General features: G+C 70.9%; 10 protein-coding genes and 1 pseudogene. 2 read left to right on the top strand and 9 right to left on the bottom strand.

The annotated features are described in order from the left end of the window. Positions 1-13: 13 nt before the first annotated feature. Positions 14-3,754: an nSTAND1 domain-containing NTPase gene (locus tag IM697_RS23490; RefSeq protein ID WP_194037960.1), complete on the bottom strand. Its 3,741-nt coding sequence runs from the start codon at positions 3,752-3,754 to the stop codon at positions 14-16. Between the two features lie 270 nt (positions 3,755-4,024). On the opposite strand from IM697_RS23490, the gene IM697_RS23485 reads away from it, so the two are divergent. Then, the gene (locus tag IM697_RS23485; RefSeq protein WP_194037958.1) at positions 4,025-4,777 is read left to right on the top strand and encodes an NPP1 family protein; all 753 of its coding nucleotides are present in this window, start codon (positions 4,025-4,027) and stop codon (positions 4,775-4,777) included. A gap of 89 nt (positions 4,778-4,866) precedes the next feature. Here IM697_RS23485 and IM697_RS44865 read toward each other — a convergent pair. Further along, positions 4,867-6,008, bottom strand: a pseudogene (locus tag IM697_RS44865) (hypothetical protein). A gap of 177 nt (positions 6,009-6,185) precedes the next feature. Continuing rightward, positions 6,186-7,085, bottom strand: a complete 900-nt coding sequence (locus IM697_RS23475) for a LysR family transcriptional regulator (protein WP_194037954.1) — start codon at positions 7,083-7,085, stop codon at positions 6,186-6,188. A 100-nt stretch (positions 7,086-7,185) separates the two neighbouring features. On the opposite strand from IM697_RS23475, the gene IM697_RS23470 reads away from it, so the two are divergent. Continuing rightward, on the top strand, positions 7,186-8,190 hold the full coding sequence (locus tag IM697_RS23470; protein ID WP_194037952.1) for an NADP-dependent oxidoreductase: 1,005 nt from the start codon (positions 7,186-7,188) through the stop codon (positions 8,188-8,190). 349 nt (positions 8,191-8,539) lie between these two features. On the opposite strand, the gene IM697_RS23465 is transcribed toward IM697_RS23470, so the two are convergent. From IM697_RS23465 to IM697_RS23440, 6 genes are all read right to left on the bottom strand, one after another. Beyond that, positions 8,540-9,697, bottom strand: coding sequence for an acyl-CoA dehydrogenase family protein (locus tag IM697_RS23465; RefSeq protein WP_194037949.1), 1,158 nt, complete (start codon positions 9,695-9,697; stop codon positions 8,540-8,542). Positions 9,698-9,947: 250 nt separating this feature from the next. Continuing rightward, positions 9,948-10,664 carry a nitroreductase gene (locus IM697_RS23460; protein ID WP_228044128.1) on the bottom strand — a complete coding sequence of 239 codons (717 nt, stop codon included), beginning with the start codon at positions 10,662-10,664 and terminating at the stop codon, positions 9,948-9,950. 19 nt (positions 10,665-10,683) lie between these two features. Further along, the gene (locus IM697_RS23455; RefSeq protein ID WP_228044127.1) at positions 10,684-11,649 is read right to left on the bottom strand and encodes an NADPH:quinone oxidoreductase family protein; all 966 of its coding nucleotides are present in this window, start codon (positions 11,647-11,649) and stop codon (positions 10,684-10,686) included. 113 nt (positions 11,650-11,762) lie between these two features. Then, positions 11,763-12,554, bottom strand: coding sequence for an enoyl-CoA hydratase-related protein (locus IM697_RS23450; protein ID WP_194037945.1), 792 nt, complete (start codon positions 12,552-12,554; stop codon positions 11,763-11,765). Next, complete coding sequence (locus IM697_RS23445; RefSeq protein WP_194037942.1) at positions 12,551-14,095, bottom strand: AMP-binding protein; 1,545 nt, start codon at positions 14,093-14,095, stop codon at positions 12,551-12,553. Before IM697_RS23445 ends, IM697_RS23450 begins: the two co-directional genes overlap by 4 nt. 14 nt (positions 14,096-14,109) lie before the next feature. Further along, positions 14,110-15,477, bottom strand: coding sequence for an MFS transporter (locus IM697_RS23440; RefSeq protein ID WP_228044126.1), 1,368 nt, complete (start codon positions 15,475-15,477; stop codon positions 14,110-14,112). Positions 15,478-15,659: the final 182 nt, after the last annotated feature.

Here is a 15,659-nt window from a genome sequence, read left to right as displayed (position 1 = left end):
CATCCCCCGGCCATCAGCCCCCGCACACCTTCCGATACGGCTCCCCCTGCCCGTACGTCCGCCACTGCGCCCGCGTCAGCTCCACCCCCGCCCGCTCGCACACCGACTTGATCGCCATCGCGGGGGCGATCGGGTACCGCTGGAGCGGGACATGCACGCTGCCCGCGATCAGGGTCGTGCTGTCGGCGCTAAAGGCGAGCGTGTCGATCGGTTCGCCCGGTGTCGTCAGCGGGTCGCCGAGCGGTTGCTGGGTCGCGAGGTCCCAGAGCTGGAGCGAGCCGGACTCCCCGGCCACCGCGAGGGTGCTGCCGTCGGGGCTGACGGCGAGGGCGCTCACCGCCTCCGATGTGTCCTCCAGGGGGTCGTCCGCGGGGTCGCCGTGCGCGGGGGCGGGGAAGACGTTGCGGAGGATGCCCGCGCGGTCACCGGCCTTGCCGTCCCACAGGCCCACCCGGCCCGTCTGGTCCCCGGCCACCAGCCGTGAACCGTCCGGGGCGAACGCCAGGGCGCCGATCTCGTCGCCCTGCACCAGGTCCCGCGCGGTGACGGTGCCGCCCGGCAGCACGGCCGTACGGTTGCCGCCGACCAGGAGCCGGCCGTTGGGGCTGACGGCGAGGTGGGTGCCGTTCAACGTGGACATGGATGACGTTCTGCGGTGGGTTCGGGTGTTCCAGGCGTCCGTGACGGGGGCGCCGACCGGCTGGGTGCGGGTGGCGTAGAGGGTGTCGTCGGTGTCGAGGGCGAGAGCGATCACCGGGGCGGTCAGGTCCAGCGTTACCCGGGGGCGTTCGTCTGTTATGTCCCAGATCTTGACGGTCTGCTTCGTCGCCCCGCTGCCGGGGGCCGAGACGCCGTACGCGAGTGTCCTGCCGTCGGGGGCGAAGGCCAGCAGCGAGGTTGTGTCCTCCGGGATCACCGGTGCGGACGGGTCGGCGGAGACGGGGAACGGGGCCAGGGGGAGTGTGCGGAGCAGGCGGCCGTCCCCGGTCGCTCGCAGCTCGACGTGGTAGCCCGCATCGGTCCGGGTCGCCGTGGCCAGCGTGCCGCCGTCGGGGCTCAGCAGCACCTTGTCCAGCGGTTGCGCCCGCCAGGCCTTGGGCACGGACCGGCTGACGTCCAGGGTGTGGACCGTGCCGCCCTCGAGGTAACGCAGGGCGGGGCGGTCGGGGTCCCAGGCCAGGCCGCCGTACATGTGCTGGTTGTTGAGGGAGCGGCGGAAGACCGGGGCCGTGAGGCCCTGCTCCAGGCGCCACACCCTGACCTCCTCATCGTCGGCGGTCGCCAAGAAGCGGCCGTCGGCGCTGAAGGAGGCGTAGCGCACGCCCACGTCCGGTAGGGCGCTCAGCTGCTCGCCCGAGCGGACGTCCCACACCCGCACCTCGCTCCCCGTGACCGCGGCCAGCCGCTGCCCGCCGTCGAGCACCAGCTGCGCGCGCTCCTGGCCGCAGATGTCACCGACGCGCTCCCAGCGGCCGTGCACCATCCGACGGCGGCCCGTCAGGTCCCTGACCTGCACCGGTCCCTCCCCTGCCGGGCAGTACGCGACCAGCTTCGCGTCCGTACTCGGCGCCACCACCGCCGGGCTCTCCGCGTGTGTCTCGAACAGCGGGCGGTGGTCGGTCGCCGAGCGCAGCCGTACGTCGAAGTCGTCCACGGCGCTGACCTCGTAGGTACGACCTGAGAAGTCCACGTACGACGACGTCGGCATCCTCTCCCCGCTCCAGCGCCCGGCGACCGTGTCCCACAGTCGTACGCCGTCCTCGCCGCTCAGCGCCAGCAGCCGCCCGTTGGGGCTCGCCCCCAGCACTGTCCCGGCCTTCACCGGCAGCCGCCCCGACGCGATCCGCCGGTGCCTCGCCACGTCCCACGTGCGCCACACCCGGCCCTCGACGCTGAGCAGCGTACGGCCCGAGTCGATCAGGAAGCGGCCGGGGCCGTCGCCGGGGGCCGGGTCGCTGAAGGCGTCCAGTTCGGGCTGGTCGAGGGAGCCGAGGAGGGCGCGGCGGGTCTCTGGGAGTTCGGCGACGCGCCAGGCGGCGGCGCCGAGGAGCTGGGCGGTGCGTGGGTCGGTGGTGCGCAGGGCGTCCGCGATGGCGGCGATGCGGCGGGCCGCCTCGTCGGTGCGGCGGCGTTCGTTGTCCCGGCTCTGCGTCCAGGCGGTGAGGCCCGCGATCAGGGCCACCGCGAGGACGGCCGACAGGACGCCCGCCGCGGTACGGGCCCGGCGGGTGGAGCGGGCGGCGGCCCGCTGCTCGGCCGTACGGGCGTCGAGCGCGGCGGTGAGGAAGGCGTTCTCCGACGTGGTGAGGAGGTCGCTGCCCGCCAGGAGTTCCTCCGCGCGGTCCAGGCGGGTGCCCCGGTACAGCGCGCCGGGGTCGCGGTCGTGCTCCAGCCAGACCCGGGCGGCGTCGGTGAGGGCGCGGTGGTGGCGGAGCCGTTCGCGCTCCTTGTCGATCCAGCCGTGCAGCCGGGGCCAGGCACTGATCAGGGCCTCGTGGGCGAGGTGGACGCCGTCCTCGTCGGCGGTGAGGAGGCGGGCGCGGGCCAGCCGGTCCACGACCTCGGGGACGTCCGGGTCGGTCCACTCTTCGAGGTCGGCCCGGGGCAGCGGGCGGCGGGTGTCGGGGGTGCCCTGGCCGGGCTCGACCATGCGCAGCAGCAGGCGCCGGGCCGCTGCCGCCTGCGTCGGGGACAGCTCGCCGTACACCTCCTCGGCGCTGGCCGCGATCGCGCCGCGCACTCCGCCGGACGCCTCGTACGCGGCCAGGGTGAGCATGCGGCCCTTGCGGCGGCGCCAGGTCTCCAGCAGGGCGTGCGAGAGCATCGGCAGGCCGCCGGGCTCGTTGAGGACCTCGTCCACGATGCGCGCGGTCAGCTCCCGCTCCACCAGGTGCCCGACGGCCTGCGCCGGTCTGGTCACCGCCTCGCGCAGTTCGTCGGCGCTCATCGGGCCGAGCAGCAGTCCGGCGTCGGACAGGGCGTCGGCGAGGCCGCGGTGCTCGGCGCAGCGGGCGTAGAAGTCGGCCCGTACGGCGACCAGGACCCGCAGCCGGCTGTCCGGTTCGCGGGCGGAGAGCAGCAGGTCGATGAAGCGGGCGCGCTCGGCGCGGTCCCGGCAGAGGGTGAAGACCTCCTCGAACTGGTCCACCACCACCCAGGCCTCCGGCTCGTCCGGCGCGGGCGTGAAGAGGTGGCCGTAGGTGGCGGCGGGCCGGGAGCCCGGGGTGAGGAAGCGCAGGACGGCCGGGGCGTCGCGGCGGGCGATCTCCTCCCGCAGCCGGGGTATCAGCCCGGCCCGGAGCAGCGAGGACTTGCCGCTGCCGGACGCACCGAACAGCACCGCGAGGCTGCGGTCGCACACCAGCCGGTTCAGTTGGTCTGTGACCCGGTCGCGGCCGAAGAACAGCGCCCGGTCGTCGGGCTCGAAGCGGGCGAGGCCGCGATAGGGCGCCTCGGTCTCGGCCTCCGGGTCGCCGGCGGACTCCCTGGCGGCCTCGGCCTCCGCCTCCTTCCAGCGCCGCTCCCACTCCTCGGGCTCGGCCCCGCACGCGCGCGCGTACCCCTTCACCACGGCGAGGGTCGGCAGCTTCTCGCCGGCCGCCGCCTGGGACAGCGTGGTCGCGGAGAAGCCGGCCGTCTCGGCCATACGGCGGTACGACGGGGTGCCGGCGGCCTTGCGGAGGTCGCGCAGCTCGCCGGCGAGGCGTTGGACGGGACCCGACCGAGGGCCAAGCGGTCTTTCGGGACGGCCCACGAGTCACCCACTTCCGTATGGCCCTCTGCGCCCGGTGAATATGTCCGGACATCACGACCAGAGGCGTTCAACCTACGTTTCCCTCTGATCCCCCGTGAACCAACGCAAGGTGTGTGGTTGATGACATCCGAGTAAATGCAAGACCGGACATTCCGCCGTAATTGATTGATCTGGCAGGGGTAGCTGCCGATCAACCGTGCGTTCTCCAGGCTCGGTCCCGTCGCCGGATTCCCCGGCATTCCCCGGCAGACCGAACTGGAGAACTCACGTATGCCGAAGACAGCCACGTCCCGTATCGCCAAGGCCGCGCTGGTCCTGGGCAGCGTCGCCGCGCTGACCGCCGGACTGGGCGGCAGCGCCAACGCCGGCGTCCTGACTCTGGTGCCGCAGAAGGCCACCGCCTTCCAACTCAAGTACATGCCGGAATTCGACTACGACTCGGACAGCTGCTTCCCCGTTGCGGCTGTCGACCCGAGCGGGCACCTCAACGGCGGCCTCAAGAACAGCGGGTCGATCACCGGCGCCTGCCGGCACCCCCACGTGGCCAACCTGTACACGCAGTCCATGTGCAAGAACGGCTGGTGCGCCTACGTCTACGGGCTCTACTTCGAGAAGGACCAGGCGGTCAGCGGCACCGACGCCTTCGGCCACCGCCACGACTGGGAGTCCGTCGTGGTCTTCCAGAAGCAGGGCGAGGAGAAGCCCCGCTACCTGGCCGCCTCCCGCCACGGCGGCTACAGCACCCACCCGATCAGCGAGGTGCCGATGGACGGCAACCACGTCCAGATCGTCTACCACAAGGACGGCGCGAGCACCCACGCCTTCCGCTTCGCCAAGTGGGGCGAGCGCCCGGAGGCGTACGGCCAGTGGGACCGCATGTCCCTGGCCGACCTGACGCAGATGGCCGACGCGCCGCGCAACGCCCTGTGGAACTCCACATGGGGCAGGGCCAACTTCCCGCTGGCCGGCAACCTCCAGAGCAACATCAACAAGGCCCGGCCGTCGGCGGTCCCGGCGTTCTGACGCCCGCCGCACCTGAGCCGCCCCCGGCGGGGACACTCCCCCCTGTCCCGCCGGGGGGCTTCCGGTACGGCGGCCGACGGTACTCACATTTACCCGCTGAGCTGCAACTGCTCCAGCCGCTGACGGACGTTCTCCAGGGCGCCACGCCGACGCCCCGGCACCTTGCTCCTCAGCTCGGCGAGCTCGGGGCCGAGCTCGCGAGCGAGCATCGCGTCACGGATCTGGCCCCACTTGTGGTGGGCGCGATCGACCGCGTCCGGGGCCTGTCCTGCGATGAGCCGCGCCGAGGCGATCGCCAGCCAGGTACGGCAACTGCGCACCGGGTCCCCTGCGAGCATCGCCAGATCGGCCCGGACCTCACTCCAGTGGGGGGCCTGCTGGGAGCCGGGGCCGTGCGCTTGTACGGCGCCGTGCTCCTCCATGGCGGCGAGCTCGTCGGCGTCTTCGTGACGGCCGGATTGGACGGCTGTGGTGATGGCGTCGTGGGGGTTGGGGGAGGGGCGGTGGGGTGTTCGGGAGGGGGCAGGACGAGGGTTGGGGGTTGGCGGGTACGGGGACGGGTGCGGGGCTTGGAAGGGCGCCCGGCGCAGAAGTCGGCGCCAGGCTCGGCATGGGAGCCGACGTCGGACTTGGCGCGGGCGCCGACGCCGGGCTCGGCATGGGCATCGGCTTCGGCATCGGTGCCGCTGCCGCAGGCGGGGCCGGGACCGCCGTAGGGACAGACGCCTGCATCGGAACCTGCCCTGCCGTAAGGACGATGCCCCTGCCCACCCCGCCCTCCGGGGCGATCCGGGACAGCTCCTGCTGATGCAACTGCTCCAGCGGCGGCCGGTGCCCCCCCCCGCAGCAGCGTCGCGACCGCCTTCATATACGTCGGACCCGCCACCGCAGCCAGTCCCAGGTCTCCGCGTCGGCGTGCAGGTCGACGAGGAGGGACGTCGAACCCGGGGCGCGCAGGCGCAGTTCCTCGCGGAACCAGTGCCAGGGGAACCCGGTGTAAACGGACGGTGGCCGGGGGCGAGCGGGCCAGCGCGAGGTGGGGCAGGTGCTGGCGGCGGTCCAGCTGCACCTGGCCCGCGATGAAGATGGTGAGCGGCCCGGGGGCCGTCGCGGCGGCGCGCAGGCGGGTCAAGACGGCCTGCGGCTCCAGGGGGTCGGCGAGTTCGACAACGTTCGCCGTGTCGGTGCCGGACAGCACCGCGGGCGGCACCGCCGCGAGGATGGGAAGCACGCGTAGCGGCGGGTGCTTCCCGGGCGCGCTGTCCCTCGCTCGTGCTGTGACCGCATAGACACCTCAGGCTGTTGACACGTCAAGCGGCGACCGCGAGTTCGGTGGGGAAGGCCGTGTTCTCATCGAACGGGTTCAGATCTGACAGCAGGGCCTTGGGCACTGGCTGCCCGCTGCTCGTCAGATGGCGGAGCCGGCGGCCCGCAGCTCCCGCACCAGAGCGCGCACGACGGCGGAGCCGGCGAGCTCCGGGGTGGTCACATAGCCGACACGGCGCGTCGGACGCTCCGGACCGAGATCAGTGATCTCGATCGCATCCGGTGCTCCGACCAGGGAGAGCGTGGGCATGATCGCCATTCCGTGCCCCCCGCTCACGAGCGAGAGCACTGCTCCGTCATCCTCGGCCTCGATCGTGGCCCTCGGGATCCAGTCCTGCGCGCCCCACCAGGCGCGGGTGTACGAGCCGCAGTTCTCGGCCCAGTCGACCAGCGGCAGCGAGCGCGGAGCCGGGTGTCCGGCCGGATGGACCAGGGAGTAGCTCTCTTCGAAGAGTCCGCTCGCCACCAGCCCCGCTGGCAGGTGTGTTCCGTCCAGGGTGGCAATGGCGAGATCCGCCCGCCCGTCGGCCACCTCGCCCGCCGTGCCGCGCCCGACCTCGCGGACGATCCGTACCTGCGGCTCGATCTCGGGATACCGCGCGCGCAGCCGCTGCAGGACCGGCGGCAGCAGGTGCAGCGCGGTGCTGCGGAAGGCCGCGATCCGCAGCGGGCCCTCCGGCCACTGCGTTGCTTCGGACCGGGCGGCTCCCCGCACTTCGGCGACGAGCACGTCCAGCAGCCGCAGGATACGGCGCGCATGCGCCACAGCCTTGTCCCCCGCCGGAGTGGGTCTCGCACCGCTGCGGCCGCGTTCGAACAGAACGGCGCCGATCTTGCGCTCGCTGCCGCGGACCGAGTGGGAGACCGCGGACTGTGTCAGGCCGAGTGCTTCGGCCCCGGCCGAGAAGCCGCCGGCGTCCGCAACCGCCACTAGGATGCGCAGTTCGTGCGGAGCCAGATCGGTGTCGGTCGTGCGGGCCACAGGGTGCTCACCTCAGGGTATGAGAACTGTTCATGGAACGGGGGGGCACATGAGCCCAACCGCCTGCCCGAGGGCGCCATTCCCGTCCTACGGTCCCGTCATGACCGAGAACGCGATCACCGTCCAGCAGACCGCCCGTCCCCACGGCTTCCCCACCACCAAGGACTTCGCCTTCGTCGAGTCCGCGATTCCCGATCCCGCGGTCGGCACCGCGCTCGTGGAGAACCTCTACTGGTCCGTCGACCCGTACCACCGCGAGATGATGGACGACGTGCCCGGCGGCTTCGCGCTCCACACACCGCTCGAGGGCCGGACTCTCGGGCGCGTCGTCGCCTCGCGGACGCCGGAACTGACCGAGGGCGAGATCGTGTTCCACCGGCAGGGCTGGCGCACGCACTCCGTGGTCCGACCCGAGGAGATCCGCAAACTCCCCCGCTTCGACGGGGTCCCCCTGACGGCCTACCTGAGCGTCCTCGGTGGCACCGGACTGACCGCCTACGTGGGCCTCACCCGCATCGCCCGGCTCCGCGAGGGCGACGACCTCTTCGTCTCCGCCGCAGCCGGCGGCGTCGGCACCGCCACCGGCCGGTTCGCCCGGCTGTTGGGCGCCGGGCGACTCGTCGGCAGCGCGGGCTCGGCGGCCAAGGCCGACCACCTGATCCGAGAGGTGGGCTACGACGCGGCGTTCGACTACCACGACGGCCTCGCCGCTGACCTGCTCGCCAAGGCTGCACCGGACGGCATCGACGTCTTCGTCGACAACGTCGGCGGCGAACAACTGGCCGCCGCGGTGGGCGCACTGCGCGAGTTCGGGCGCATCGTCCGGATCGGCACCATCAGCCGCTACAACACCCCGGACGCGCCTCCGCCGCACTTCAACTACTCGGACATCGTGGAGAAGAGCCTGCGCATGGAGGGCTTCCTGGTCAGCAACTACCGCGACCTGCAGGACGAGCTGTATGAGTTCGCGGTCCCTCATCTGCAGAGCGGCCGACTAGCGCTGGATCAGACGGTGGTGGACGGGTTCGAGCACATCGTGGACGCATTCCTGGGCATGTTGCACGGCAAGAACACCGGAAAGATCATTGTGCGGGACCACGCGTAGGCCTGGTCCGGCCGTCGCCCGCGTGCCGCATCACTTCCGGCGGCCGCGCACCGAAGCCAGGCATGCCCGGTCAGATCAGAGCGGATTCCCGGACCCTGATGGCGGGCTCGTCGACGGTCAGGCTGACCAGACACCCGACGAGGCCGGCCGAATCGGCGACCAGACGGTACCGCGCCGAGCATCGAGACGGCTTCCCGCCGGTCCGATTCGCGGAGGCCAGGGCTTCGAGTGCAGGACCACGTCCTTCACGCGGCTACCTCGGACCGCTCGCCCAGGACGCCCTGTCTGGGGTGACGACGGGGCGACGAGGGGAATGCCGAACGGCATGGAGGCGGAGCAGTTCTTGCCGCTACAACCCCATGTCCTTGGCGATGATCGACTTCATGACTTCGCTGGTGCCGCCGTAGATCCGGTTGATGCGGGTGTCGGCGTACATCCGGGCGATCGGGTACTCCAGGATGTAGCCGTAGCCGCCGTGGAGTTGGAGGCACTTGTCGATGACCCGGCCGGCGACCTCGGTGCCGCACAGCTTGACCCGGGCGGCATCGGCGGCGGTGAGCTCGCCGGCCTCCTCCAGGTCGAGTGCCCGGTCGCACAGCGCCTCGGCGGCGGCCACGTCGGTGTCGCACTCGGCGAGGACGAACTTGGTGTTCTGGAAGTGGGCGACCGGTCGGTCGAAGACCTGGCGTTCACGCACATAGTCCTTGGTGAACGTGATCGCGGCGCGGGCGCGGGCGATCGCTTCGGCGCCGATGGCCAGCCGTTCGCGTGCCAGGTTCTGCCCCAGGTACTCAAAACCCCGGCCCTCCTCGCCGAGCAGGTTCTCCACGGGCACCTTGACGTCGGTGAAGGACAGTTCGCTGGTGTCGGACGAGCGCAGGCCGATCTTCTGCAGCTTGCGGCCGAAGGCGAAGCCCTCGCTGTCAGTGGGGACGACCAGCAGGCTCAGGCCGGCCCGGCGGCTGTCCGCGGAGGCCGGCGAGGTGCGGGCGACGACCACGCACAGTTCGGAGTTGCGGGCGCCGGTGATGAAGGTCTTGGAGCCGTTCAGGATGTAGTGGGTGCCGTCCTCGGACGGAGTGGCGGTGGTGCGGATGCCGGCGAGGTCGGAGCCGGTGCCGGGTTCGGTCATGGCGATGCACAGCATGATGTCGCCGGTGGCGATGCCGGGCAGCCAGCGCTTCTTCTGCTCCTCGTCGGCCAAGTTGAGCAGGTAGGGCAGGACGATGCCGGTGTTGAGCACGTAGTGGCCGAGCATGACGCCGGCGTAGGCGCACTCCTCGCTCAGGACGGCCTGGTACTTGTATCCGGGGTCACCGGGGCCGCCGTACTCCTCGGGGATCCCGAACCCCGTCACGCCCAGCGCGCCCAGCCTGCGGAACAACTCGCGCGGCGGGAGACCGGCCTCTTCCCAGTCGGCGAAGTGGGGCACGACCTCGCCTGCGACGAAGTCCCGGATCACGGCCCGGAAGGCCTCGTGCTCCTCGTTGAAGACGGTGCGCTTCATCAGCTCTGCTCGTTCCTGTGATGCGGTCGGACGGTGGTGTCGGTGCGGAGTTTTCAGGAGTCGGGCCGCGGGCAGCTCGGCGACGAACTCGACTGTGCGCGGCAGTGTTTGTCAGGTCGCCGATGCGGCGCGCTGGCCCTTACCCAGGGCGACGGCTGTGGCGTTCCCGTCAGATGCCGAGCCCCGGGGGTGAGCGGGCATACGAGCAGTTCGGAGCAACAGGCCAATCTGCAGGGTGGCCGCCCGATGATCAGTTGTTGATCACGACGACGGTTTCGCCGATATCGGCGCGGGTTGTGCGGAAGCCGTTGACCGGATCGTCGGTGTCGGGGTAGCCGAAGGAGACCGCGCAGACGATCAGTTGGTCTTCCGGGATCCGGAAGTGGTTTCGGACGTGGTCGGAGTGCATGGCGATCGCGGCCTGCGGGAGGGTCGCGATGCCGAGTGAGGTGGCGGCGTTGAGCAGGTTCGCGACGTAGCCGCCGCAGTCGATTGCTCCGTACACGCCCTGGTCGCGGTCGGTGGTGATGACCGCGACATGGGGGGCGCCGAAGAACTCGAAGTTCTTCAGCAGTTGTGCCTCGCGCGCCGCCAGGTCGGTCTTCTCGATCCTGAGGCTGGTGTAGAGCGCGTATCCCGCCTCCCGGCGGCGCTCCCGGTACACACCGCGGTACTGAGCCGGTGCCTCGAGATCGGAGACCTGCTGGTGGGTGCGGGCGTGCTCGGTCAGGCTCTGGGCCAGACGCCGGGTCGCCTCTCCCTTGGTCAGATAGACGTGCCAGGGCTGGGTGTTGCACCAGGACGCTGTGCGCTGCGCCATGGCGAACATCTCGGTGATGACGTCGTCCGGGACCTGGTCCGGCAGGTAGGCGCGACAGCTCCATCGCCGCGTGAGCAGCCCCTTGAACTCGCTGGCCTCGGCGGGCCCGTTCGCCCCGGACGTGTCGCGGATCTCTGCGGTACTCAAATGCAACGCCTTTCCGTAATCACGGGTGCAGGACGTACTTGCCTACCGCTCGGCGTTCGCCGAACATCTGGAGCACTCGGCCGGCGTCGGCCAGTGGTGCGGTCGAAGGCCGCGCAGGGTGCAACTCGCCACGACTGATCCTGGCCAGGACGTCGGCGAGGAGGGCCGCGTTGCCGCGGGCTCCGCCGGCTGCACGTGACCAGTCGCCCCAGTCGACGCCGATGATCGAGCGGTTGCGCAGCAGCACGATGTTCGCCGGGAGCCGGGGGATGTCGCCGGAGGCGAAGCCGAGTACGCACAGGCGCCCACCGGTCGCCAGTGCCCGCAGCGCGCTTTCGGCCGCGGGCCCTCCGACCGGGTCGATGACGATGTCCGCGCCGCCGCCGGTGGCGGCACGGATGCCGTCCTTGAGGTGGTCGTAGCCGATTGTCACTTCGGCTCCGGCCGCCTTGGCTGCGGTGCGCTTGTCCTCCGTGGAAGCCACCGCGACGACACGGGCACCATGGCTGCGGGCCACGTCGATCGCGGCCTGGCCGATGCCGCCGCCGGCGCCGAGGACGACTACCTGCTCTCCGGGCTCGATCGTGACGCGATGAGTGGTGGCGAACACCACGGTCAGGTAGCTCTCCATGGCCGCCGCGGCGATGTCGGCGCTCACGCCGGCGGGCAGCGGGACAACGACACCGGCCGGCACGGTGACGTGTGAGGCATAGCCGCCGAAATCGGTCAGCACCGTCGCCACCTCGGTTCCGACGTGAGGGCTCCCGACGCCCTCACCGGCCGCGACCACGCGGCCCGCCACGCAAGTTCCCGGAGTGAACGGCAGTGGCGGCCGGACCTGGTAGGCACCGCGGACGATGAGTCCATCGACGAAGCTGACACCGACGGCCGTCACCTCGATGAGCACCTCGCCGGGCCGCGGCTGCGGCGTCGGCTCCTCCAGGACCTGCAGGGCCGGCGGATCGCCGAATTCCGAGCAGATCACGCGGCGCATAGGTTCCTCCGATGTCGAGGGGCGAGTCCGGGGCCCGGCCTTGGGCGGGGGCTCGGGTCCAGGTGTTGGGCGCGGGGGAGAGGGGCCTGGGAGGTCTCCGAGGGTTAGCGGCCTCGCCAGCGGGGTCTTCGTTTCTCCAGGAAGGCGGACACACCCTCGCGTTGGTCCTCGGAGCCGAGGACGGTGTCGATGGCATGCCGGGTGACCTCCCATCCGAACTCGTCCGTCTCGCCGGCGACCCGGTCCACCGCGGTGAGGGTCGCAGTCACCGACAGTGGGGAATTCGCACAGACCTGCTCCGCCAGCGTGAGGGCCGCAGCCTCCGCCTGCCCGTCGTCCACCAGCTCGTTGACCAGCCCGAGTTGGTGGGCTCGCGAGGCCGACAGGGGCAGGCCGGTCAGCAGCATCTGCTTGGCCACATTCAGCGGCAGTGGCCGCCAGGCCCGGAACAATGCTCCGCAGGTGGCCACCACGCCCCGGGAGACCTCGGGCAGAGCGAACCGGGCCGACCGGCCCGCCACGACCATGTCACAGGCCAGGACCAGCTCGAATCCGCCTCCGAAGGCGACGCCCTCGACCGCGGCGATCAGCGGAGTGGTGCGCTGCCTGCGGACGACTCCGTACGGCCCTCCACGGGGCGTCGGGTCCCCGGCCCCCACCGCAAGGTCGGTCCCGGCCGAGAACACCTGCTCGCCACCGGTGAGGATCCCGCACCGGAGATCCGGATCGTCGTCGAGTTCGTTCAGTGCCGTATCCAGCGACGTGGTCATGCCCGGGTCGATGGCGTTGCGCTTGGCCGGGCGCCGCATCCGGATGACAAGGACGTGACCGTGCCGTTCCACAGCTACCCTGGCCCCGGCCTCGGGGCAGCTCGACTCCGCACTCACCGGACTCATCGGTATCGCTCCTTGAGTTCGCGCTTGAACAGCTTGCCCGTGGGTGAACGCGGGAGCTGGTCGGCGAAGTCGAGGCCGCGTGGGCACTTGTACGTCGAGAGGCGCTGCCGGCACCAGCCGATGAGCTGCTCGGCCACCTCCGGGCCCGGCTCGCACCCCGGGCGGAGCTGGACCACGGCGTGGACGACCTCGCCCAGCTCGTCGTGCGGAATGCCGAAGACCGCGGCGTCGGCCACGTCCGGGTGCCCGACCAGGACGTTCTCGGCTTCCTGGGGGTAGATGTTCACCCCGCCGGAGAGGACGAGGTCGGCGCGGCGGTCAGCGAGGTAGAGGTAGCCGTCGGCGTCGAGGTGGCCGAGGTCGCCGACCGTGGTCCAGCCGCGGTCGTTGCGGGATTCGGCGGTCTTGGCAGGGTCGTTGAGGTACTCGAACGGCAACCCGCCCTCGGACCAGATCGTCCCGGTCTCACCCGCGGGCAGCTCCTGGCCGATCTCGTCGAGGATGTGCGGCCGCCCGACCAGCGCCCGCCCGACCGAGCCCGGGTGCGCGAGCCACTCCTTGGAATCGATCGCGGTGAACAGGTAGTTCTCCGTGGACGAGTAGTACTCGTGCACGATCGGCCCGAGCCAGTCGATCAGGGACCGCTTGGCTTCGGGCGGGCACGGTGCCGCCGCGTGCACGAGGACCCGCAAGGACGACATGTCCCGTCGCGCGCGTGCCTGCGCAGGCAGCTTGAGGATCCGGGTGAGCATCGTCGGCACCATCTGGGTGTGGGTCACGCGATGGCGCTCGATGAGCTCGAGTGCGGCCTCGGCGTCGAAGCGCTCCATGATCACGACGGTGCCGCCGTAGCGGTGCACCGTCATGCAGAAGCGCAGCGGAGCAGCGTGGTACAGCGGCGCTGGCGAAAGGTAGACCGCCTTCTCGTCGAGGCCCCAGCGCTCGTGCAGCAGGGTGGCGACGCCGGGCGGGGTGCCCAACGGGGCCAGTGGCAGGCTCGCCGCGACGCCCTTGGGCCGGCCGGTCGTGCCCGAGGAATAGAGCAGGTCGATGCCCTCCCGCTCCTCGGGCACGACTCGCGGGGCGGCCGTCCTGGCCTCGGCCAGTTCCTCGAAACCGTCAGCCGCGGGCCCGGTGCTGAACCGGAGTTCGACCCCGGGCGCTTCCTGCAGCGCGGCTGTGGCCCGCTCGATGTGGGCCGGGCTGGTGACGAGGGCACGGGCGCGGGAGTCGCGCAGAATGTAGGCGGCCTCTGCGGGTTCGAGCCGGGTCGGCAGGCCGACGTAGCGCAGGCCGCATCGTTGTGCCGCCCATGCCACCGGGAGGTAATCGGCGGTGTTCTCCATCAGGATGGCGACACAGTCGCCGTGCCGAAGCCCGCGGGACCACAGCAGGGCCGCGATGGCCCGGGACGACTCGACCAGCTCGCCGTAGGTCACCACCTGCCCGGTGTCGGCCATGACGAACGCCGGCCGTGCGGGATCGGTGTGCGCCATGGCGTCGGGGAAGGGGGTCCCGGGCGAGAGCGTAGCGGTGTGCATGGATGCTCCCAGGGTCAGCGGGCCGAGAGGGCCTCAGCCTCGCCGGACACGGCGGGGCCGGGTGTCGAGTGATAGCGGCGACGAATGATCAGCTGCAGGCAGATCAGGGAGACCGCGGCGAGAGCGGCGATGAGTACGCCGACCCGCCAGGCGTTCGCGGTGTTGCCGTTGATCAGCGCAACGGTGACGAAGGGCCCGAAGCCACCGATGATCCCGGCGATCTGATAGCCGAGCGAGGCGCCCGAGGAACGGACCTCCGGTGGGAAGAGTTCGGCGATGAGCGTGCCCTGAGTACCGGTCTGCAGTGACATGGCGATACCGGCGCCTACGATGGCCAAGGCGAACGGCCAGATCTGGTCGGGCCCCGACGCGGGGATGAGTAGCCACATCGGTACTCCCCAGACCAGCATCGCGGCGGCCCCCAGCCCGAAGACCAGCTTGCGGCCGAAGCGGTCCGACAGCCAGCCGAAGAACGGCACCAACGGCATCATGAGGGTGCACGTGATCAGAACCCAGGTCAGAGCCGCGGTACGAGTGACCTCAAGGTAGGTGGTCACGAACTGCACCGAGCCGGCGACCGTCACCTGGAAAAGCACTACGCCTACGGTGTTGGCGCCGGCCGCGGCCAGGATCGCGCCCGGGTTGTGACGGACGACCTCAAGGAACCCGGAGCGCTGGACCTGGGGCTGTTCGGCGGCTCTCGCCGCGACCGCCTTGAACTCGGGGGTCTCCTCGAGGAAGCGGTGGATGGCGAAGGCGATCGGGAGCATGATCAGACTGATCCAGAAGGGGATACGCCACACCCAGTCGACGAAGGCTTCCGGCGAGGAGGCCGCGGTGGCGATCAGAAACACCACATTGCCGAGCACCGCTCCGATCGGGACGCCGAGCTGGGCGAAACTGCCGAAGAAGCCGCGTAGGTGCGCGGGCGCGTTCTCCGTTGCCACCAGGACCGCGCTGCTCCACTGCGCCCCGACGGCCAGCCCCTGGCACAGGCGCAGGGCGATCAGCAGTGTCGGCGCAAGCCATACCACCTCGGAGTTCGGCACGAAGCCGATCAACGTGGTAGCCACCGCCATGAGGATCATGGCGCCGACAAGCACGGGCTTACGTCCGTGCTTGTCGCCCAGCGCGCCCGCCACGACGCCACCGATGGGCCGGGCGATGAAGCCCACCGCCACGGTGGCGAAGGAATTGAGAGCGGAGACAACAGCGTTGTCGGTCGCGAAGAACGTCGTGTTGAAGACCAGCGCGGCAGCGGTGGAGTAGATGAAGAAGTCGTACCACTCGAGAGAGGTCGCGATGGCCGCGGCAAAAGACGCGCGGGCTGAACGGTGGAGTGGAACGGCCTCGGGGGCCGCCGTACGGGGATTTGACGGCACTGTCATCTCCAGGAGGGGGAGAGCGCGGCGGGGACCGCCGCGGCAGGGTCGGTGAACTCTGACTCTTCCGGGCCGACCAAGGCCGCTCTGCTTCGCGCAGGACCAGCCGTTACAGGATCGGCTTCAGCTGCGCCTCAGCGCCTGTTTGGCGTTGACGGGGAGTGGCGCGGAGGTGTGGATGA

Origin of the sequence: Streptomyces ferrugineus, assembly GCF_015160855.1 — a bacterium.
GTDB lineage: Bacteria > Actinomycetota > Actinomycetes > Streptomycetales > Streptomycetaceae > Streptomyces > Streptomyces ferrugineus.
Note: the sequence above shows the minus strand (reverse complement) of the source record. Positions and strands in the feature narration are given on the sequence as shown.

Coding starts and splice junctions, on each gene's coding strand:
- IM697_RS23485 (WP_194037958.1), top strand. CDS start 4,025: ATGCCGAAGACAGCCACGTCCCGTATCGCCAAGGCCGCGCTGGTCCTG.
- IM697_RS23445 (WP_194037942.1), bottom strand. CDS start 14,095: ATGCACACCGCTACGCTCTCGCCCGGGACCCCCTTCCCCGACGCCATG.
- IM697_RS23450 (WP_194037945.1), bottom strand. CDS start 12,554: ATGAGTCCGGTGAGTGCGGAGTCGAGCTGCCCCGAGGCCGGGGCCAGG.
- IM697_RS23470 (WP_194037952.1), top strand. CDS start 7,186: ATGACCGAGAACGCGATCACCGTCCAGCAGACCGCCCGTCCCCACGGC.
- IM697_RS23465 (WP_194037949.1), bottom strand. CDS start 9,697: ATGAAGCGCACCGTCTTCAACGAGGAGCACGAGGCCTTCCGGGCCGTG.